General features: G+C 64.9%; 19 protein-coding genes. 11 read left to right on the top strand and 8 right to left on the bottom strand.

The features are described from left to right. Nucleotides 1–184: 184 nt before the first annotated feature. The 5 genes from ACM1PE_RS03435 to argE form a co-directional block, all read right to left on the bottom strand. The gene (locus ACM1PE_RS03435; RefSeq protein ID WP_059374806.1) at nucleotides 185–733 is read right to left on the bottom strand and encodes an acyloxyacyl hydrolase; all 549 of its coding nucleotides are present in this window, start codon (nucleotides 731–733) and stop codon (nucleotides 185–187) included. Nucleotides 734–966: 233 nt separating this feature from the next. After that, nucleotides 967–1842 (bottom strand): acetyl-CoA carboxylase, carboxyltransferase subunit beta, encoded by an 876-nt coding sequence (gene accD, locus ACM1PE_RS03430; RefSeq protein WP_054450581.1) that lies wholly within the window; start codon nucleotides 1840–1842, stop codon nucleotides 967–969. A 35-nt stretch (nucleotides 1843–1877) separates the two neighbouring features. After that, entirely contained in the window at nucleotides 1878–2741 is an 864-nt protein-coding gene (trpA, locus tag ACM1PE_RS03425) for a tryptophan synthase subunit alpha (protein WP_059374808.1), read from the bottom strand. Nucleotides 2742–2751: 10 nt separating this feature from the next. Further along, a complete protein-coding gene (gene trpB / locus ACM1PE_RS03420) occupies nucleotides 2752–3951 on the bottom strand; it encodes a tryptophan synthase subunit beta (protein ID WP_054451311.1) in 1200 nt (399 codons plus the stop codon). 131 nt (nucleotides 3952–4082) lie between these two features. Beyond that, the gene (gene argE / locus ACM1PE_RS03415; protein ID WP_054450578.1) at nucleotides 4083–5234 is read right to left on the bottom strand and encodes an acetylornithine deacetylase; all 1152 of its coding nucleotides are present in this window, start codon (nucleotides 5232–5234) and stop codon (nucleotides 4083–4085) included. Between the two features lie 120 nt (nucleotides 5235–5354). Between argE and ACM1PE_RS03410 the strand changes: the two genes are divergently transcribed. Further along, a complete protein-coding gene (locus ACM1PE_RS03410; protein WP_059374811.1) occupies nucleotides 5355–6668 on the top strand; it encodes an MFS transporter in 1314 nt (437 codons plus the stop codon). Nucleotides 6669–6707: 39 nt separating this feature from the next. Here ACM1PE_RS03410 and ACM1PE_RS03405 read toward each other — a convergent pair whose 3' ends face one another. Next, nucleotides 6708–8975, bottom strand: coding sequence for a RelA/SpoT family protein (locus ACM1PE_RS03405; RefSeq protein ID WP_059374813.1), 2268 nt, complete (start codon nucleotides 8973–8975; stop codon nucleotides 6708–6710). A gap of 105 nt (nucleotides 8976–9080) precedes the next feature. On the opposite strand from ACM1PE_RS03405, the gene ACM1PE_RS03400 reads away from it, so the two are divergent. Continuing rightward, nucleotides 9081–9914 (top strand): zinc-dependent peptidase, encoded by an 834-nt coding sequence (locus tag ACM1PE_RS03400; protein WP_059374814.1) that lies wholly within the window; start codon nucleotides 9081–9083, stop codon nucleotides 9912–9914. Then, entirely contained in the window at nucleotides 9911–10420 is a 510-nt protein-coding gene (locus ACM1PE_RS03395; RefSeq protein WP_059374816.1) for an NAD(P)H-dependent oxidoreductase, read from the top strand. The genes ACM1PE_RS03400 and ACM1PE_RS03395 overlap by 4 nt, the downstream gene beginning before the upstream one ends. A 96-nt stretch (nucleotides 10421–10516) precedes the next feature. Here the strand turns inward: ACM1PE_RS03395 and ACM1PE_RS03390 are convergent, their stop codons facing one another. Next, nucleotides 10517–10867 carry a RidA family protein gene (locus ACM1PE_RS03390; protein ID WP_013392200.1) on the bottom strand — a complete coding sequence of 117 codons (351 nt, stop codon included), beginning with the start codon at nucleotides 10865–10867 and terminating at the stop codon, nucleotides 10517–10519. Between the two features lie 72 nt (nucleotides 10868–10939). Beyond that, nucleotides 10940–12115, bottom strand: coding sequence for a nicotinate phosphoribosyltransferase (gene pncB, locus ACM1PE_RS03385; protein ID WP_059374817.1), 1176 nt, complete (start codon nucleotides 12113–12115; stop codon nucleotides 10940–10942). 156 nt (nucleotides 12116–12271) lie between these two features. Here pncB and fdxA point away from each other — a divergent pair, with 156 nt between their 5' ends. The 8 genes from fdxA to ACM1PE_RS03345 all read left to right on the top strand — a co-directional run bounded on the left by fdxA (nucleotide 12272) and on the right by ACM1PE_RS03345 (nucleotide 19450). Beyond that, a complete protein-coding gene (gene fdxA / locus ACM1PE_RS03380; RefSeq protein WP_006389264.1) occupies nucleotides 12272–12595 on the top strand; it encodes a ferredoxin FdxA in 324 nt (107 codons plus the stop codon). Nucleotides 12596–12644: 49 nt separating this feature from the next. Then, nucleotides 12645–13445 (top strand): ferredoxin--NADP reductase, encoded by an 801-nt coding sequence (locus ACM1PE_RS03375; protein WP_059374819.1) that lies wholly within the window; start codon nucleotides 12645–12647, stop codon nucleotides 13443–13445. Between the two features lie 212 nt (nucleotides 13446–13657). Then, on the top strand, nucleotides 13658–14884 hold the full coding sequence (locus tag ACM1PE_RS03370) for a polyhydroxyalkanoate depolymerase (protein ID WP_059374822.1): 1227 nt from the start codon (nucleotides 13658–13660) through the stop codon (nucleotides 14882–14884). Nucleotides 14885–15064: 180 nt separating this feature from the next. Continuing rightward, complete coding sequence (gene rsxB, locus ACM1PE_RS03365) at nucleotides 15065–15703, top strand: electron transport complex subunit RsxB (RefSeq protein ID WP_419342550.1); 639 nt, start codon at nucleotides 15065–15067, stop codon at nucleotides 15701–15703. Next, nucleotides 15700–16335 (top strand): endonuclease III, encoded by a 636-nt coding sequence (nth, locus tag ACM1PE_RS03360; protein WP_054450563.1) that lies wholly within the window; start codon nucleotides 15700–15702, stop codon nucleotides 16333–16335. The genes rsxB and nth overlap by 4 nt, the downstream gene beginning before the upstream one ends. A gap of 357 nt (nucleotides 16336–16692) precedes the next feature. Beyond that, nucleotides 16693–17466, top strand: coding sequence for an ABC transporter ATP-binding protein (locus ACM1PE_RS03355; RefSeq protein ID WP_059374827.1), 774 nt, complete (start codon nucleotides 16693–16695; stop codon nucleotides 17464–17466). Next, nucleotides 17463–18173 carry an ABC transporter ATP-binding protein gene (locus ACM1PE_RS03350; protein ID WP_419342549.1) on the top strand — a complete coding sequence of 237 codons (711 nt, stop codon included), beginning with the start codon at nucleotides 17463–17465 and terminating at the stop codon, nucleotides 18171–18173. Before ACM1PE_RS03355 ends, ACM1PE_RS03350 begins: the two co-directional genes overlap by 4 nt. A 62-nt stretch (nucleotides 18174–18235) precedes the next feature. Beyond that, complete coding sequence (locus tag ACM1PE_RS03345) at nucleotides 18236–19450, top strand: ABC transporter substrate-binding protein (protein WP_059374829.1); 1215 nt, start codon at nucleotides 18236–18238, stop codon at nucleotides 19448–19450. The last annotated feature ends 108 nt before the right edge of the window (nucleotides 19451–19558 follow it).

The following is a 19558-nucleotide window of genomic DNA, read 5'->3' as shown; positions in this document are numbered from 1 at the left end:
TGGCGATTGCACTCCCTACCAACAAGTATGTATACGCAGCGTCAGCACATAATATTTTTGTGGTTTCAGATCGAGCCGGAAAGCACGGCGCGCGACGCGCCCAAAAAAAATCCACCCCGAGGGGTGGATCTGTCTGTGTGGCGCGCCCTGTGGCCGCGCCCCGTTCGCCGCAGGCGCGGCGCAATCAGAACTGGTAGGTGTAGGTCAGCTGCAGCACGTCCAGGCCCGGGTTCGGGCGCTTGATGCTGGCATTCGAGAAGTGCGAATAGCGCAGGCCGATGCGGTTGTTCGGCGTCACGAGAAAGCCCATGCCGATGTGGTCGCCAAACTGGAAAGCGGTGCTGATGTTCTCGTCGGCGAAACGCGTGCTGGAGAAGAGCGTGGCGCCGATACCCGCTTCAATGTAGAAGCGTTCGCCGGTCCACCAGCGGAACATCGGGATGGCGTTGAGCTGCCAGACATGGCCCGGGGAGCGCGAGCCGTTCGCCTTCCAGTAGGACGCGCCCAGTTCGGGCGTCAGGTCCAGGCGGCCCCAATTGCCGCCGAACTGGTAGGTCCAGACCGAAGCCGTTTCGTAGTTGATCGTCAGGCGCTGGTAGTGGTCGCCAATGCCGTAATGCATGCTGACACCGCCCTGGGTGCCCTCGGACGATTGGGCGCTTGCCAGCGACGCGGTTGCAGCCAGGGCAAGCCCCACAAGGCCGGTAAGCATCTTCTTCTTGATCAACTGCATCGAAAAACTCCGTAGATTTCAAACCTAGTACGCAACATAGCAAAATCCGGGGCGGAAGGCTCACGCTTTGTCGCACGCAGGCAACATCGTGGATGGAAAACACTGTTCCGCAAATCATTCGCCATGGGCCGCCGCGGGGCCGCATATGACAATGCCGCCGGCAGCCCTGGGCTACCGGCGGCATCTTGGCGCAGTTGGCCCGGCCCGCCCCGAGGGCACGGGCCGGCGCAAACTCAAGCCGTAACCACGTCCGCCGGTTGATTGGTCAGCAAGGCCAGCAGGCGGGCGATTTCCTCGCGCAGTTGGCGGCGGTCCACGACCATGTCGATGGCGCCCTTCTGCAGCAGGAACTCGGCGCGCTGGAAGCCTTCTGGCAGCTTTTCGCGCACGGTCTGTTCGATCACGCGCGGGCCGGCAAAGCCGATCAGCGCCTTGGGCTCGGCAATGACCACGTCGCCCATGAAGGCGAAGCTGGCCGACACGCCGCCCATGGTGGGGTCGGTCAACACGCTGATGAACGGCAGGCCGGCCGCCGACAGGCGAGTCAGCATGGCGTTGGTCTTGGCCATCTGCATCAGCGACAGCAGGCTTTCCTGCATGCGCGCGCCGCCCGAGGCTGCCACGCAGATGAAGGGCGTCTTGTTGTCCAGCGCGGCCTGGGCGCCGCGCGCGAAGCGCTCGCCCACCACCGAGCCCATGGAGCCGCCCATGAATTCGAATTCAAAGCAGGCCAGCGTAGCGGATACGCCGCGGATCGAACCGCTCATGACCACCAGCGCGTCGGTTTCGCCGGTTTGCTTGACCGCTTCCTGCAGGCGCTCGGGGTACTTGCGCGTGTCCTTGAACTTCAGCGTATCGACCGAACGCGTGGTCTGGCCGATCTCGACGCGGCCCTCGACATCCAGCAGCGAATCGATGCGGGCGCGGGCCCCGATGCGCATGTGGTGGTCGCACTTGGGGCAGACGTGCAGATTGGCCGCCAGGTCTTCGCTGTACAGCACCGATTCGCACGACGGGCATTTCACCCATAGGCCTTCGGGAACGCGGCGGGGGCCGCTTTCGCTGGTTTTATTGATGCGAGGAGGCAGGAGTTTTTCGATCCAGCTCATTGATTATTCATCCCGTATGAGGTCACGCCCGCCGCTCAGGCCGACGCGCTTGCTCGTTTTACTTGATCCAGCGCTTGCCGGATGGTGCGCAGCCAGCCGCTGGCGGCGGTGACTGCGGCGTCTGTTTTCTGGGCCGCCGGGGCATTCGCCGCCGCCTGCTCCATGGTTTCAATCAGCTTGCTGCCGATCACGACGGCGTCGGCCGCGCGCGCCACGCGCTGGGCGCTTTCGGCGTCGCGGATGCCGAAGCCCACGCCGACCGGAATGTCGCGCACGTGGCGGCGGATCACGGCCAGACGCTCGGCGACGTCGTCGGTGTTGAGCGAGCCCGAACCCGTGACGCCCTTGAGCGACACGTAGTACACGTAACCCCGCGCCACTTCGGCGACGGCCTTGATGCGCGCTTCCGTGGACGTGGGCGCCAACAGGAAGATCGGCGCAATGCCGTGCTCACCCAGCGTGGCGGCGAACTCGACGACCTCTTCGGGCGGATAGTCCACCACCAGCACGCCGTCCACGCCCGCCTGCTCGGCGCGGCGCGCGAAATCGGCCTGGCCCATGCGTTCGATGGGGTTGGCATAACCCATCAGCACCACCGGCGTGGATGCGTCGCGCTGGCGGAATTCAGCCACCAGCTCCAGCACGCGGGCCAGGCCCACGCCCTGCGCGATGGCGCGGTCGGCGGCACGCTGGATCACCGGGCCGTCGGCCATGGGATCCGAGAACGGCACACCCAGCTCGATGACGTCGGCGCCGGCCTCGACCAGCGCGTGCATCAGGGGTACGGTCGCGGCGGGCGAAGGGTCGCCCGCGGCAATATAGGGAATCAGCGCCGCGGCGCGGCCGGATTCGGCGGTGCGCGCAAAAGCGGCGGCGATGCGGTCGGTGCGAGTGGTCATGGACAGGGCCTCAGAGCTCGATGCCGGCCTGTTCGGCCACGGTATGCATGTCTTTGTCGCCACGGCCCGACAAATTGACCAGGATGACGGCGTCGCGCGGCAGCGTGGCGGCCATCTTCACGGCTTGCGCGATGGCGTGCGACGACTCCAGCGCGGGCATGATGCCTTCGATGCGGCAGCAGTCGTGGAAAGCCTTGAGGGCTTCCGCGTCGGTGATGCCGACGTACTCGGCGCGGCCGGAGTCCTTCAGCCAGGCATGTTCCGGACCGACGCCAGGGTAGTCCAGGCCGGCGGAGACAGAATGGGTTTCCTGGACCTGACCATCGGCGTCCTGCATGACGTAGGTGCGGTTGCCATGCAGCACGCCCACCTGGCCCGCGGCCAGGGAGGCGGCGTGGCGGCCGCTGTCCATGCCCTCGCCCGCCGCCTCGACGCCGATCAGGCGCACGTTTTCGTACGGGATGTAGGGATGGAAGATGCCCATGGCGTTGGAGCCGCCGCCCACCGCCGCCACGACGTAGTCGGGCTGGCGGCCGGTGGCTTCGGGCATCTGCGTCAGGCATTCGTTGCCGATGACGGTCTGGAAATCGCGCACCATGCGGGGATAGGGGTCGGGACCCGCCACCGTGCCGATGATGTAGAAAGTGTTCTCGATGTTGGTGACCCAGTCGCGCATGGCTTCGTTCAACGCGTCCTTCAGGGTGCGCGAACCGGACGTGACCGGCACCACCGTCGCGCCCAACAGCTTCATGCGGTAGACATTCGACGCTTGGCGACGGACGTCCTCGCTGCCCATGTAGACCACGCATTCCATGCCATAGCGGGCCGCCACCGTGGCGGTGGCCACGCCGTGCTGGCCGGCGCCGGTTTCAGCGATGACGCGGGGCTTGCCCATGCGCTTGGCCAGCAATGCCTGGCCGATGCAATTGTTGACCTTGTGGGCGCCGGTGTGGTTCAGGTCTTCGCGCTTGAACCAGATCTGGGCGCCGCCCACCATTTCCGACCAGCGGCGTGCGTGGTAGACCGGGCTGGGCCGGCCGACGAAATGCTTGAGTTCATAGTTGAACTCTTCCTGGAAGGCGGGATCGACACGGTAATGGTCATAGGCCGCGCGCAACTCGTCGAGCGCGTGCATCAGCGTTTCCGCCACGAAAACACCGCCATAAGGGCCGAAATGGCCCTGGGCATCCGGAAAGTCGTAAGGTTTCACCAAGCATCTCCCCCGGGTATCGCGGCAGGCCACTGCCGGCCGCAAATCCGGTTTGCAACCCGTCATTTTACCTGACGCCGGCAGCAGCCGGGGGCACCGCCCCAGCCGCCCCGGGAACCGTCAGCCTGCGCTCAGAGCGACTGCCCCAGGCGGCGCAGGAAGGTGTCGCAGGCGGCCAGCTGGTCCAGCGCGACGTACTCGTTGGGCTTGTGGGCCTGTTCGATATGGCCGGGGCCGCAGACCACGGTGGGGATGCCGATGCCCTGGAACAGGCCGGCCTCGGTGCCGTAAGCGACCTTGCGGGTGGCGCGGTCTTCGGTCAGGGCGCGCACCAGCTGGGTGATGGCGGCTTCCTCGGACGCTTCCAGGGCGGGAGCAGCGGCGCCGGTTTCGATTTCGATGCTGGCGCCGTCGAACTCGGCCTTCATGCGCGGCAGGAGCTCTTCGCGCACGTATTTTTCAACTTCTGCCTGGATCTCGTCGGGTTGCATGCCGGGCAGGTTGCGGAATTCGTAGGTGAATTCGCACAGTTCGGGGATGGTATTGACCGCGATGCCGCCCCGGATCTGGTTGGTGGTCATCGTGGAGAACGGCACGTCGTAGAACTGATCGTAGGGACCGTTGGCCTTGAAGCTGTCGGCCAGGTCGCGGATGCGGCAGATCAGGCGGGCGGCATATTCGATGGCGTTGCAGCCGCGCGGAGTCAGCGACGAGTGCGCCGCCTTGCCGTGCACCTTGCAGCGGAACAGGTTGATGCCCTTGTGCGCCACCACCACCTGCATGCCGGTGGGCTCGCCCACCACGCAGCCTTCGGGGCGGATGCCGCGTTCGTGCAGGTCGGCCAGCATGTAGGGCGCGCCGGCGCAGCCGACTTCCTCGTCATACGAGAACGCCAGGTGCATCGGCTTCTTGCGCGGCATGGCCAGGAATTCCGGCACCATCGCCAGCGAACTGGCGATGAAACCCTTCATGTCGCAACTGCCGCGGCCGTAGAGCAGGCCGTCTTTTTCAACGAGCTTGAACGGATCCGTGCTCCATTCCTGGCCGTCGACCGGCACCACGTCGGTGTGGCCGGACAGCACGATGCCGCCCTGCATGCCGCCGTCCTGGGCGGGCAAGGTCGCGAACAGGTTGGCCTTGGTGCGCTCCGGATTGTGCGCCAGCCATGCGTCGACGCCCTGGCCCTTGAGCCAATCCCGTACGGTTTCGATCAGGGCAAGATTGGAATTGCGGCTGGTGGTGTCAAAGCCAACCAGCGTTTCCAGCCAGGTGCGCGCGTTCATGTCACTACTCTCTTGGGGAAAAACAGGAGTGTAAGGCCAGCGCGCCTCCGCGTCTCGGCGTGGTCCGGCGCGCGAAGCGCCTAGAATGTCGCCCGGATAGGAAAACCCCAAGGAGAAACCGTGCAGCACAAAGCAGTTCCCACACGCAACATCGTGGCGGCAGTAATAGGCAATGCCCTCGAATGGTATGACTTCCTGGTGTTCGCGTTCATGACGCCGATCATCTCGAAGCTGTTCTTCCCCACCGATCCCAGCGTTCCCGGCAGCGAGCTGAACGCCATCCTGATGACCACCGCCATTTTCGGCGTCGGCTTCTTCATGCGCCCCGTGGGCGGCATCATCCTCGGCCTGTACGGCGACAAGAAAGGCCGCAAGGCCGCCATGGTCATGGTGACCTCGCTGATGGCCGTGTCGATCGCGCTGATCACCGTGGCCCCGACCTACCACGCGGCCGGCATCCTGGCCCCGATCTTCATCCTGATCGCGCGCCTCCTGCAGGGTTTCTCCGCCGGCGGCGAATTCGGCACCTCGACCGCGCTGCTGATCGAGATGGCGCCCAACGGCAAGCGTGGCTTCTATGGTTCCTGGCAGATGGCCGGCCAGATGCTGGCGCTGCTGATCGGCGCGGCCTGCGGCACGCTCATCACCGAGTTCTTCACCCCGCAACAGATCGCCGACTGGGCATGGCGCCTGCCGTTCGCCTTCGGCCTGGTCATTGTCCCCATCGCCATCTACATCCGCCGCAACGTCGATGAAACCGACGCTTTCAAGCAGATCAAGGAAGAAGAGCGCCAGGCCGCCGCCCGCGGCGACGTGCAGCGCCTGAGCCTGGGCCAGATGCTGAAGACGCATACTCGCGAAGCGCTGATCGGCGTGGGCCTGGTCGTGACCGCGACCGTGTCCATCTACATCACCTTCACGTATCTGGTGACCTACTCCACGCAGATCCTGAAGCTGCCGCTGAACCAGACCTTCCTGGTGCAGATGGCGGGCGCGGCGCTGATGGTGCTGCTGACGCCCTTCATGGGCGCCTGGTCCGACCGCATCGGCCGCCGCCCCCTGGTGATCGGCTCGCTCATCGGCTACCTGATCGTGCTGTATCCGCTGTACTACTGGCTGTCGGATGCGCCCTCCATCGGCCGCCTGCTGGCCGTGCAGGTCGTGGTCTGCCTGTTCGTATCGGCGTTCTTCGGCGTGTTCAGCACGGTGATGGCGGAACTGTTCCCCGCGCGCGTGCGCTCGGTCGGCCTGTCGCTGGCCTATAACGTGGCGGTGATGATCTTCGGCGGCTTCGCACAGTTCATCGTGACCTGGCTGATCAAGACCACCGGCTCGCCGATGGCTCCCGCCTACTACGTGATGTTCGGCGTGGCGCTGGGCCTGATCGCCGCCTTCTACATGCGCGACCGCGCGCACGAAGAGCTGGACAACTGAGTTCCGCTCCCCCCGGGCCGCCCGGCCCGGGTTTCCCGCCTAGCGGCGTGTCGCCGACGACACGCCCGGCACTTCGGCCAGGGCGTCCAGCGCGCGGGACAGCGATTCCCCCCCGCGCACTTCCACCGTGAACACCATATGAGCCAGCGACTGCTTGCTTTGCGTGTTCACGCCCACCACGTTCAGGCGCAGCCGCGCAAAGACTTCGGACAGGTCCCGCAACAGGCCGGAACGGTCGTGCGCGCGCACGCTGATGTCCACGGGGTAGAACGTGTCGCCGGTCTCGCCCCAGGCCACCTCGATGACGCGCTCCGGCTCGCGGGCGGCCAGCGCCAGATAGCTGTGGCAATCGCTGCGGTGGATCGACACGCCGCGTCCGCGCGTGACAAAGCCTGCGATGGGGTCCGGCGGCGCCGGACGGCAGCAGCGCGCAAGCTGCGTCAGGAGCGATCCCACCCCCACCACCAGCACGCCGCTCTTGCCGCTTTTTTCGGCGCTGCCGGCGCTGGCGTGGCGCAAAGCGGCCGGTTGCGGCTCGACGGCCGGTCCGGGCTGCTGGAACAGGGTATCGATCTGCCGCAGGCTGAATTCTTCCTTGGCCGCCGCCACGTACAGGTCGTCGGCGCGGGCGAACCCCAGGTTCTGCGCCAACTGCTCCAGGTTGACGGCGGTCTTGCCCAGGCGCTGCAATTCCTTTTCGACCAGGGCCTGGCCCTGGGTGATGCGCTGCTGCAGTTCGATCGCGTTGAACCACATGCGCACCTTGGCGCGGGCCCGCGGACTGGCCAAAAAGCCGAGCTGCGGGTTGAGCCAGTCGCGCGAGGGCCCGCCGGACTTGGCGGAGATGATCTCCACGGTCTGGCCGGTGGACAGATGCGTCTGCAGCGGCACCATCTGCCCGTCGACGCGGGCGCCGCGGCAGCGGTGGCCCAGGTCGGTATGCAGGTGATAGGCGAAATCCACCGGCGTGGCGCCGGCTGGCAGTTCGATCACGCGCGCCTGCGGCGTCAGCACGTAGATGCGCTCATCGGTATGGACCGGCGCCGTCGCCGCGCCGCGCTGCTTGCCCGATGCCGGCTTGGCGGGCGCGGGCTGGGCGGGTTCGCCGCCGCCCTCGACATCGCTGTTCCAGGCCAGCAGCTGGCGCATCCACGCCAGTTGCCGGTCGTATTCGCTGGAGGCCGCCACCTGGCCGCCCTTGGCGCCCGCTTCCTTGTAGCGCCAATGCGCAGCCATGCCGTACTCGGCGAACTGGTGCATCTCGCGTGTGCGGATCTGCACTTCGAAGGGACGGCCGTCGTCGTCGGCCACCACTGTGTGCAGCGAGCGGTAGCCGTTGGGTTTGGGCCGGGAAATATAGTCGTCGAACTCCTCGGAGATCGGCGTCCACATTTCGTGCACCATGCCCAGCGCCGTATAGCAGGCGCGCACGTCATCAACGATGATGCGCAGCGCGCGCAGGTCGTACATCTGCGAGAAATCCAGGCGCTTCACGCGCATCTTGTTCCAGATGCTGTAGATGTGCTTGGGCCGGCCGCTGACCTCGGCCTCGACGCCCGCCTTGGCCAGTCCCGTCTGCAGGCGCTCGATGGCGCCAGCGATGAAGGCTTCGCGCTCCACCCGCTTCTCTTCCAGCAGGCGGGCGATCTGCTTGTACTTGTCGGGCTCCAGAAAGCGGAACGCCAGATCTTCCATTTCCCACTTGATCTGCCAGATCCCCAGGCGGTTCGCCAGCGGCGCATACAGGTCCAGGGTTTCGCGGGCGAAATCGGTGGAGCACGGCGCCTTGCTTTCCGCGTGCCAGCGCAAGGTGCGCAGGCGCGAGGCCAACCGCATCAGCACGATGCGCAGGTCGGCCGCCATGGCCAGCAGCATCTTGCGCTGCATCTCCTTTTGCGAGCCGCTTTCGGCGGCGGCGTCGCTTGCCTGCCGCGCCACCACGCCCAGGCGCAGCAGCGCGCGCGTGCCCTGCACCAGCCGCGCGATTTCAGGGCCGAATGCCGCCGCGACCGGATCGCTACGCAGGGACGGCGCGGGCGCCATCAGGTCGGTCGGCAAGGCAGCCAGCAGCGCCGCGGCGCGGGTGGCGGCATCGGTATGCAGGGCCGCCAGGATGCGGACCACGCCCGCGCCATGCCCGGCCAGAGGTTCGCCGGTCAGCGCCTGCTGCCCTTCGAAACGCGGTTCGGCCCAGGCCACGGCCTGGTCGATCAGCGCCACGCCGTCGGCATCCAGGCCGGCGCCTACCTCCTGGCGCCAGGTAGCGTCGAAAGGCGTAGGCGCGTCGGGAACAGGCGGGGCGGACATGACGGACGGCAGGCGGAGGTAGTTTGATATCCCGACACTCTACACTAGGGTTTGTAGACACCAAAAGCAGCCGCTAGCCCCGGCATATGGAAGGAACCGAAGCTTATGTTGCGCTGGCTCAAGGGCCGGGGCGCCCGCCCCTCCGCGGTGGCCGAAATGCAGGCCCGCATCTCCCCGGAACTGTGGCAACGGGTGCTGGACGCCCACCCGTTCCTGGCGGCTTTGAACGCCGATGAAGCCGCCCAGCTGCAGGCGCGCTCGGCCTGGCTGCTGGCCAGCAAGCACATCAATGGCGCGCAAGGACTGGAGGTCTCGGACTTCATGCGCCTGAGCATCGCGGCCCAGGCCAGCCTGCCCATCCTCAACCTGGCGCCCGAACTGTACGAAGGCTGGGACGAGATCATCGTGTACCCGGCCAGCTTCCGCATTCCGCGCTCGCGCCAGGACGATGACGGCGTGGTGCACGAATACCTGGAGGACGCCGCCGGCGAAGCCTGGGAAGGCGGGCCGCTGGTGCTGTCCTGGGAAGACACGCAGTTCTCCGAGGGCGGCTTCAACGTGGTCATCCACGAGTTCGCCCACAAGCTGGACCTGCGGTCGGGCCATGCCGACGGCATGCCCTCGCTGGCCGCGCACCCCGAACTCAAGCCCCAGGCATGGCGCCGCATCCTGGACGACAGCCTGGACCGCTTCATCGCGGCCGTGGACGCGGTCGAAGCCGCCATCCCGCACGACGTGGATCCGGAAAGCGAGGCCGCCGACGCCTGGTACGGCCAACTGCCGATGGACCCGTATGCCGCCACCGACGAAGCCGAGTTCTTCGCGGTCAGCTCGGAACACTTCTTCGTGGATCCCTATCCCATGCACGAAGCACTGCCGCAATGGTATGGACTGCTGCGGGCCTACTACCGGCAGGATCCCCTGGAACGCTACGCATGAAACAGCTGCTGATCGTGTGGCATTCGCGTACCGGCGCCGCGCGGCAGATGGCCGAAGCCGCGGCGCGCGGCGCGCTCGCGGCCGCCGCGCAGCTGGAACAGGCGGCAGACCTGAACGTGGTCCTGCGGCGGGCCGCCGATACGCAGGCTGATGCAATGCTCGCCAGCCAGGCCTACCTGTTCTGCGCCCCCGAAAACCTGGCCTCGCTGAGCGGCGAGATGAAGGAGTTCTTCGACCGCAACTACTACGCCGTGCTGGACCGGATACAAGGGCTGCCCTACGCCTGCGCCATCAGCGCGGGCAGCGACGGCTCGGGCGCGGCGCGGCAGGTGGAACGCATCTGCACCGGCTGGCGGCTCAACGCGCTGGCGCCGCCGCTCATCGTCAATATGGGCGCGCAGACGGCGCAGCAGATCCTGGCGCCCAAGACCGTGGCCAGTGCGGAACTTGCGAAATGCGAGGAATTGGGCGGCCTGCTGGCCGCGACGCTGTTGCTCGGGCAGTAGCCGGCACAACGCGGGAAGAAGAGACGGATGGCGGACGCGATGGCCCGCCACCCGCGCACGCGTCGGACGCCCAGGGCGCCCAACGCGGCAAACATCTCAGACGGCAGCCGTCACGACGATTTCGACCTTGAAATCCGGGTTGGCCAAACGGGCCTCGACGGTGGCGCGCGGAGGCGAATTGCCGTCGGCGACCCAGGCGTCCCAGGCCTTGTTCATGCCATCGAATTCCTTCATGTTGGCCACATAGATCTGGGCCATCAGGATCTTGGTCTTGTCGGTGCCGGCTTCGGCCAGCAGGCGGTCGATCGTGGCGAGCACCTGTTCGGTCTGGCCGGTGATGTCCAGCGTGGAATCGTCCGGCACCTGGCCGGCCAGGTACGCGACGCCGTTGTACACGGCCATGTCGGACAGGCGCTTGGCCACGTGGAAGCGCTTGATGCTGCTCATGAATAGTCCCCTAGATTCGAGTGGGTTGGGTGGAACAATGCAGAAGAACCCGCAATTTACCCCGAGCCGCCGTCAGGCGGGAGGCAGCTGGAACACCTGGCGCAGATAGGCCAGGTAGGCCGGATCGTCGCACATGGTCTTTTCCGGCGCGTCGGACACCTTTGCCACCGGCTGGCCATTGCAGCGGACCATCTTCATGACGATCTGCAAGGGCTCGTGGCCCAGGTCGTTGGTCAGGTTGGTGCCGATGCCGAAGGACACCTTGCAGCGGCCGGAAAACTGGCGGGCCAGCTCGATGGCGCGCGGGAAGGTCAACGAATCCGAAAACACCAGCGTCTTGGCGCGCGGATCCACGCGGTTCTTGCGGTAGTGCTCGAGCAGGCGTTCGCCCCAGACGAAGGGATCGCCGGAATCATGCCGCGCGCCGTCGAACAGCTTGCAGAAATACATGTCGAAATCGCGCAGGAAGGCATCCATGCCATAGACGTCCGACAGCGCAATGCCCAGGTCGCCACGGTATTCCTTGGCCCACACCTCCAGCGCGTACACCTGCGAATCGCGCAGCCGCGGACCCAGCGCCTGGCAGGCTTGCAGGTATTCGTGGCCCATCGTTCCCAGGGGCAGCACCTCGTGCTGCTTGGCCAGCAGCACATTGCTGGTGCCGGCGAAATGCACGCCCATCTGCGACTTCATGGTGGACACGATTTCTTCGTGCCAGATCTTGGAAAAGCGGCGCCGCGTGCCGTATTCGGCCACGCGGAAATCGGCCAGCGCCGGATCGTCCAGCACCAGGTGCATCTTGGAATGCAGGCGCTTGCGGCCCTCTTCCCAGTCGGGATTCTTGCGCGTGTTGCGGAAATAGACCTCGTTGACGATGGCCAGCACCGGGATCTCGAACAGGATCGTATGCAGCCACGGGCCTTTGACCTCGATGCTGATTTCGCCCGGCCCCTCGCCTACGCCGATGTGGATACAGCGCTCCGGCAGATGGAAGAGTTCGAGGAAATCAACGAAGTCGCTTTTGATAAAGCGCAAGCCGCCCAGATATTTAAGTTCGTCCTCGGTGAAGCGCAGCTGGCATAGCTGATGCACTTCCTCGCGGATTTCGTCCAGGTAGGGACGCAGGTCAACCCCGGGCGTGCGGCATTTGTAACGGTACTCGACCTGGGCAGCGGGAAAATGATGCAGAACCACCTGCATCATGCTGAATTTATACAGATCGGTGTCGAGCAGCGAAGTGATTATCATGATGGCGCGTTTCGTTTCGCGACACCATAGCATAGAGCCCCCGCTGTTCAGGGCGAAGGGCCACTATGTCAATACGGGTATTGCCGGCACATCGGCGCGGCATTGGGTAAAATCCGCCCAACAAGACACAAAAGCCGCCGCTCCCGGAGTTCCTGAATGACCCACGTTGTCACCGAAAACTGTATTAAGTGCAAGTACACCGATTGCGTAGACGTGTGCCCGGTGGACTGTTTTCGTGAGGGTCCGAACTTCCTCGTGATCGATCCCGACGAATGCATCGACTGCGCCGTCTGCATCCCGGAATGCCCGGCCAATGCCATCTACGCCGAAGAAGACGTGCCGCAGGACCAGCTGAATTTCATCGCCCTGAATGCCGAACTCTCGCCCGAGTTCGCCAGCATCAGCCGTGCCAAGAAGCCCCTGCCCGACGCCGACGAATGGAACGGCAAGCAGGACAAGCTGCAATACCTGGAAAAATAATCCGCGAACGCCGGCCCCACCCTGGCGGCCGGCTTCGCGCGATGTACCGATGACCGACGACTCCAAATACACGCGCCAGACCGTTACCCACGTCCATACCTGGGTGCCTGACAAGCTGTTCTCCGTGCGCGTGACGCGCGACGACGCGTATACGTTCCAGCCGGGCCAGTTCGCCCGGGTCGGTCTGCCGGAAGCCGGCGCCTCGGAAGGCGAACCCACGTTGTGGCGCGCCTATTCCATGGTGTCGGCGCCGCACGAACCCTGGCTGGAGTTCTATTCCATCGTGGTCCCCGAAGGCCTGTTCAGTCCACGCATGGCGCGGCTGCAGCCCGGCGACTCCCTGTATGTGGAGAAGACGCCCTACGGGTTTCTGACCCTGGAGCGCTTCGCGCCCGGCGGCGATCTCTGGCTATTGGCTTCGGGCACCGGCCTGTCTGCCTATCTGTCGATCCTGCGCGACCCGGCAGTTTGGCGGGCCTACCGCCGCATCATCCTGGTGCACGGGGTGCGCACCGCCGCGGAGCTCGCCTACCGCACCGAAATCGAATCCTGGCGCAACCAGCCGGCCCTGGCCGAGTTTTTCGCGGCGGATCCGCGGAAACTCGTCTACCTGCCCATCGCCACCCGCGAAGCCCTGCCCGGCATGCCGCAGGAACGCCTGACCACGCTGATCGCCGACGGCCGCCTTGAGCAGTTGGCCGGCCAGCCGCTGGATCCCGAGCAGGCCAAGATCATGCTTTGCGGCAACCCCGACATGCTGGCCGACGCCCGCAAGCTGCTGGGCGAACGCGGCTTCAAGCCTGGACGCCGCGGCATTCCCGGCAATCTGGCGGTAGAAAACTACTGGTAGTTCTCTCCGTCCGACTTAGTGCATAAATCCTCCCTTTGATATGGCTTCCGGGTGTAAAAAGCGCCCTAAACTGGTGCCCAATGGGTAGTCGGGTCGCTTTTTAGCAACAGATTTGCTTTTTTTGTCGGCGTTTCTTCAGGCTGTTTAGAAATATCGTTAGTGCCCGGAGCAATAATCGGGACACACGCACGACCCAGAAGGACTTTTCTCAAATGCTGTATCAATTGCACGAAATGCAGCGCGCCTTCCTGACTCCGTTCGCTGCATTCACGGACGCCGGTTCCCAGCTGTTTTCCAGCCCCTACAGCCCTCTCGCCTATACCCCGATTTCGCGCCAGATGGCAGCCGGGTATGAGCTGATGACCCGCATCGGCAAGGAATACCAGAAGCCTGCCTGGAACCTGCCCACCACCGAAATCAACGGCAAGTCCGTCCGCGTCATCGAAGGCGTGGCCATGGACAAGCCGTTCTGCCGCCTGCTGCATTTCCAGCGCGATGTCCGCCACACGGGCCGCGACGATCCCAAGGTCCTGCTGGTCGCGCCGCTGTCCGGCCACCACGCCACCCTGTTGCGCGACACCGTGCGCGCCCTGCTGCCGGCCCACGACGTCTACGTCACCGACTGGGTCGACGCCCGCATGGTGCCGCTGTCGGCCGGTCCGTTCCATCTGAACGACTACGTGCGCTACGTGCAGGACTTCATCCGCCACCTGGGTCCGGACGTCCACGTGATTTCCGTGTGCCAGCCCACGGTGCCGGTGCTGGCCGCCGTCTCGCTGATGGCCTCCGCCAACGATCCCTGTCAGCCGCGCAGCATGGTGATGATGGGCGGCCCCATCGACCCGCGCCAGTCGCCCACGCAGGTCAACCGCCTGGCTACGACCAAGCCCTACAGCTGGTTCGAGAACCAGGTCATCCATCCGGTGCCGCCCCGCTATCCGGGCGCTGGCCGCAAGGTCTACCCGGGTTTCCTGCAGCACGCGGGGTTCATGGCCATGAACCCCGACCGCCACATGAAGTCGCATTACGACTTCTACCTGGACCTGCTGCGCGGCGACGACAGCGACGCCGAAGCGCACCGCCGCTTCTACGACGAATACAACGCCGTGCTGGACATGCCGGCCGAGTTCTACCTGGACACGATCCGCATGGTGTTCCAGGAATTCCAGCTGCCCAACGGCACCTGGGAAGTGGACGGCAAGCTGGTGCGGCCGGCTGACATCAAGAAGGTCGCCCTGCTCACCATCGAAGGCGAACTGGACGACATCTCGGGCCAGGGCCAGACTCGCGCCGCCATCAAGCTGTGCAAGAACATTCCGGCCGAGCGCAAGACGCATTACACGGCGCCCAATTGCGGCCACTACGGCATTTTCTCGGGCCGCCGCTGGCGCGAAATGATCTGTCCTAAAATTGCCGAGTTCATCCGGCAATCTGCGTAGGATGGGTGTAGCGCGAGTCAAGCCGGCCTAGAATCCGGACCTCCGACGCGCGCAACCCTTCAAACAGCGGTGGCTAGAAATATCACTGCTGTCTGAACGGTTGCGCGCGATTCGCATTTGGAGCCCCTGGTTCCTGTCTTGCACGCCCTCCCCCCGTCCCACGATTTCTTCTACACATTCATGTCCTGTCGCTCATTAGCCGACCGCATCGATGCCTTGCTGCCCCAGACGCAATGCACCAAGTGCGGGTACGACGGCTGCCGGCCCTACGCCGACGCCATCGCGGACGGCTCCGCTCCGATCAACCGCTGCCCGCCCGGAGGCGATGACGGTATCGCCGCGCTGGCGGTCCTGCTTGATACCCCCATCCTGCCGTTGGACGCCACCCGCGGCGAACCCGGCCCGCTGCTGGTCGCGCGCATCGACGAAGCGCACTGCATCGGCTGTACGCTGTGCATCCAGGCCTGTCCCGTGGATGCCATCGTCGGCGCCAACAAGCACATGCACACCGTGCTGGCCGACTGGTGCACCGGCTGCGACCTGTGCGTGGCGCCCTGTCCGGTCGACTGCATCCAGATGGTGCCGGCCGGCCGCGCCTGGAGCGCGCAAGACGCCACGATCAGCCGCCAGCGCCACCGCAGCCATCTGGCGCGCACCGAACGCCTGGCCGCCGACAACGCGCGCCTGATGGCGCCCGAACCGGCTGCCGCGCCCAGCGCTCCCGCCGCCGACGAGGCGCGCAACGAGGACCGCAAGCGTTCCGCCATTGAATCCGCGCTGGCCCGCGCCCGGGCCCGCCGCAACCCCACGCAATCATGAACGCCGCCAAACGCCGAGAGATCTTCGCCCGCCTGCAGGCCGCCAACCCGCATCCGACCACCGAGCTCGAATACGACACGCCGTTCCAGCTGCTGATCGCCGTGCTGCTGTCGGCGCAGGCGACCGACAAATCGGTCAACATCGCCACGCGCAAGTTCTTCCCCGCCTACGGCACGCCGCAAGCCCTGCTGGCCCTGGGCGAAGAAGGCCTGGCGGATTACATCAAGACCATCGGCCTGTACCGCACCAAGGCGAAGAACACCATCGCCACCTGCAAGATCCTGATCGAGCAGCACGGCGGCGAAGTGCCGCAGACGCGCGAAGCGCTCGAAGCCCTGCCCGGCGTGGGGCGCAAGACCGCCAACGTGGTGCTCAACACGGCGTTCGGACAACCCACGATGGCCGTGGACACGCACATCTTCCGCGTATCGAACCGCACCGGCATCGCGCCCGGCAAGAACGTGCTGGAAGTCGAACAGAAACTCGAAAAGTTCGTGCCGCGCGAATACATGCAGGACGCTCACCACTGGCTGATCCTGCTGGGCCGCTACGTCTGCGTGGCGCGCAAACCCAAATGCCCTCAATGCGGCATTTCCGATCTCTGCGAATTCAAGCAGAAAACACCCGCCTGATCGCGCACAAGCTTATGCGCCGGCGCGGCATTCGGCGCGCCGCAAACCGGGTTTTCCCTCGCCAATAAATCCATGACGCGTTGATGACGATCAACGCGTATTTGCTGCATTGCGTTTCCATTATGGAAAGCCTCTATTCCCTTGTGGCGCAAGCATTGTCAGCCTGCCGACAATTGCCCATTCCGCACTGCAAAACCTATGACAAACCCTCATGGAATTTTGATAAATAGGTGCGCATACTCGCCGGCAACTCAGAAGAAAACTGCGATTTCCTGAACAGTTTTCCGGACCCTGCGGGGACCTGGCGCAACGACGGCAGGTGGAGACCGAAATAAATACAACGCCGGTGCAGCGAACATGGACGACACGATCCTGGAGACAAAAGGCCTCACCAAGGAATTCCGCGGATTCGTCGCGGTCAATGGGGTCGATTTGCGTATCAAGCGGGGCGAGATTCATGCCTTGATCGGGCCGAACGGCGCGGGCAAGACCACTTGCTTCAACCTGCTTACCAAGTTTCTTTCTCCCACGTCGGGAAGCATCAAGTTCAACGGTATCGACATTACCGGCGAACGCCCCGCACAGATCGCGCGCCGCGGCGTGATCCGTTCATTCCAGATCTCGGCGGTGTTCCCGCACCTGACCGTGCTGGAGAACGTGCGCATCGGGCTGCAGCGCAGGACCGGCCTGTCGTTCCATTTCTGGAAAAGCGACAAGCAGCTCGCCGTGCTGAATCAGCCGGCGCGCGACCTGCTGGAACAAGTGGACCTGGGCGCCTTCGCCAACGAAACCACCGTCAACCTGCCCTATGGCCGCAAACGCGCGCTTGAAATCGCCACCACGCTGGCGATGGAACCCGAACTGATGCTGCTTGACGAGCCCACGCAGGGCATGGGCCACGAGGACGTGGACCGCGTCACGCAACTGATCAAGCGCGTCAGCGCCGGACGCACCATCCTGATGGTGGAACACAACATGAATGTCGTGTCCTCCATCGCCAACACCATTACTGTGCTGGCGCGCGGCAGCGTGCTGGCCGAAGGATCGTACGCCGAAGTCTCCCGCCATCCGGCCGTGATGCAGGCTTACATGGGCACCACCGAGGGCGAACTTCAAGGAGCGCACGCATGAGCACCCCGGCACTGGAAATTTCGGACCTGCAGGCCTGGTACGGGGAATCGCATATCCTGCACGGCGTGGATATGCGCGTTGGACAAGGCGAAGTGGTCACGCTGCTCGGACGCAACGGCGCCGGGCGCACCACCACCCTGCGGGCCATCCTGGGCCTGACGGGATCGCGCAAGGGTTCGGTACGCATCCATGGCACCGAAGCCATCGACCTGCCCACCTACAAGATCGCCCATCTGGGCGTGGGCTATTGCCCCGAGGAACGCGGCATCTTCGCCAGCCTGTCCTGCGAAGAAAACCTGCTGCTGCCTCCGGTCGTCGGTTCGCTGGGCGGCGGCATGTCGCTGGCCGAAATCTACGACATGTTCCCCAATCTGCAGGAGCGCCGGAATTCTCCCGGCACGCGCCTGTCTGGCGGCGAACAGCAAATGCTGGCCGTGGCGCGCATCCTGCGCACCGGCGCCAACCTGCTGCTGCTCGACGAAATCTCCGAAGGCCTCGCCCCTGTCATCGTGCAGGCGCTGGCTCGCATGATCACGGCGCTGAAGCAGCGCGGCTACACCATCGTCATGGTGGAGCAGAACTTCCGCTTCGCAGCGCCCTTGGCCGACCGCTTCTACGTCATGGAGCACGGCCAGATCGTCGAGCACTTCGAAGCCGCAGAACTTTCAGAAAAACAGGACACGCTCAACGAACTGCTGGGCGTCTAGAACCTGTGTCATCCGCCGGAATTCCGGCAACACTACACCGTAGGGAAGAGAGGAGTCATCCCATGAAGCTGCACACCATCACTGCTGCACTGGCCATGGCGGGCCTGGGATTTGCTGGGGCACCCGCCCACGCGCAAGGTATCTCCGACGATGTCATCCGCATCGGCTTCATCACTGACATGTCCGGCGTGTATTCGGACATCGACGGCAAGGCCGGTCTGGAAGCCGTGCGCATGGCGATCGAGGACGCCGGCGGTTCGATCAACGGCAAGAAGATCGAAGTCGTCTCCGCGGACCACCAGAACAAGGCCGACGTTGCCTCGGCGCGCGTGCGCGAATGGTTCGACGAGCAGAAGGTGGACGTCATCATCGCCGGCACCAACTCGTCGACCAGCCTGGCCATGGCCGGCGTGGCCGCCGCGAAGAAGAAGCCCTTCATGGCGATCGGCGCGGGCGCGTCGGACCTGACCAACGCCCAGTGTTCGCCCTATACCGTGCACTACGCCTACGACACTGTCGCCCTGGCGCGCGGCACCGGTTCCGCCGTGGTGAAAGACGGCGGTAAGAGCTGGTTCTTCCTGACCGCCGACTATGCCTTCGGCCACGCGCTGGAGCGCGACACCATGGCCGTGGTCAAGGCCGCGGGCGGCGAGGTCAAGGGCCAGGTGCGGGCGCCGCTGGGCGCCTCGGACTTCTCGTCCTTCCTGCTGCAGGCGCAAGCCTCCAAGGCGCAGATCCTGGGCCTGGCCAACGCGGGCGGCGACACCATCAACTCGATCAAGGCCGCCAATGAATTCGGCGTGACCAAGACCATGAAGATGGCCGGCCTGCTGGTCTTCATCAACGACGTCCACGCGCTGGGCCTGCAAGCCACGCAAGGCATGTACCTGACCGACGGCTGGTACTGGGACCAATCCGACGCCTCGCGCGCCTGGTCCAAGAAGTTCGAAGCCAAGGTCGGCCGCAAGCCTTCCATGCTGCAGGCTGGCGACTATTCGGCCACGGCTTTCTACCTGAACGCCATCAAGGCCACCGGCACGGACGACGGCGACGCCGTCATGAAGTGGATGAAGTCGAACAAGGTCAACGACTTCTTCGCGCAAGGCGGTTACGTGCGCGAAGACGGCCGCATGATCCACGACATGTATCTGATGCAGGTCAAGACGCCGGCCGAATCCAAGGCCCCGTGGGACTACTACAAGGTCGTGGCGACGCTGCCTGGCGACGAGGTCTACACCAAGTTGTCCGAGTCCACCTGCAAGCTGGTCAAGAAGTAATCCAGCCCACGTGCCCCCAGACGCGACTCGGCGAACCTATGCGCCGGGCCGCGTTTTGGCCGGGCCGCGTTTTGATTAGCTCGCTTCCCTCCGTACGCGCAGGATTTT

Origin of the sequence: Achromobacter sp. PD1 (assembly GCF_048541815.1) — a bacterium.
GTDB lineage: Bacteria > Pseudomonadota > Gammaproteobacteria > Burkholderiales > Burkholderiaceae_B > Achromobacter > Achromobacter bronchisepticus_A.
The sequence above is the reverse complement of the archived record's forward strand: the minus strand, read 5'-3'. Positions and strand labels throughout refer to the sequence as shown.

Bases quoted from the DNA above. Each gene is read 5' to 3' on its own strand.
- ACM1PE_RS03345 (WP_059374829.1), top strand. From the start codon at position 18,236: ATGAAGCTGCACACCATCACTGCTGCACTGGCCATGGCGGGCCTGGGA.
- ACM1PE_RS03370 (WP_059374822.1), top strand. From the start codon at position 13,658: ATGCTGTATCAATTGCACGAAATGCAGCGCGCCTTCCTGACTCCGTTC.
- ACM1PE_RS03435 (WP_059374806.1), bottom strand. From the start codon at position 733: ATGCAGTTGATCAAGAAGAAGATGCTTACCGGCCTTGTGGGGCTTGCC.
- ACM1PE_RS03405 (WP_059374813.1), bottom strand. From the start codon at position 8,975: ATGTCCGCCCCGCCTGTTCCCGACGCGCCTACGCCTTTCGACGCTACC.
- ACM1PE_RS03390 (WP_013392200.1), bottom strand. From the start codon at position 10,867: ATGAGCAGCATCAAGCGCTTCCACGTGGCCAAGCGCCTGTCCGACATG.
- argE (WP_054450578.1), bottom strand. From the start codon at position 5,234: ATGAACGCGCGCACCTGGCTGGAAACGCTGGTTGGCTTTGACACCACC.
- pncB (WP_059374817.1), bottom strand. From the start codon at position 12,115: ATGATAATCACTTCGCTGCTCGACACCGATCTGTATAAATTCAGCATG.
- rsxB (WP_419342550.1), top strand. From the start codon at position 15,065: ATGTCCTGTCGCTCATTAGCCGACCGCATCGATGCCTTGCTGCCCCAG.
- ACM1PE_RS03355 (WP_059374827.1), top strand. From the start codon at position 16,693: ATGGACGACACGATCCTGGAGACAAAAGGCCTCACCAAGGAATTCCGC.
- nth (WP_054450563.1), top strand. From the start codon at position 15,700: ATGAACGCCGCCAAACGCCGAGAGATCTTCGCCCGCCTGCAGGCCGCC.
- ACM1PE_RS03400 (WP_059374814.1), top strand. From the start codon at position 9,081: ATGTTGCGCTGGCTCAAGGGCCGGGGCGCCCGCCCCTCCGCGGTGGCC.
- trpA (WP_059374808.1), bottom strand. From the start codon at position 2,741: ATGACCACTCGCACCGACCGCATCGCCGCCGCTTTTGCGCGCACCGCC.
- accD (WP_054450581.1), bottom strand. From the start codon at position 1,842: ATGAGCTGGATCGAAAAACTCCTGCCTCCTCGCATCAATAAAACCAGC.
- ACM1PE_RS03395 (WP_059374816.1), top strand. From the start codon at position 9,911: ATGAAACAGCTGCTGATCGTGTGGCATTCGCGTACCGGCGCCGCGCGG.
- ACM1PE_RS03375 (WP_059374819.1), top strand. From the start codon at position 12,645: ATGACCGACGACTCCAAATACACGCGCCAGACCGTTACCCACGTCCAT.
- ACM1PE_RS03350 (WP_419342549.1), top strand. From the start codon at position 17,463: ATGAGCACCCCGGCACTGGAAATTTCGGACCTGCAGGCCTGGTACGGG.
- fdxA (WP_006389264.1), top strand. From the start codon at position 12,272: ATGACCCACGTTGTCACCGAAAACTGTATTAAGTGCAAGTACACCGAT.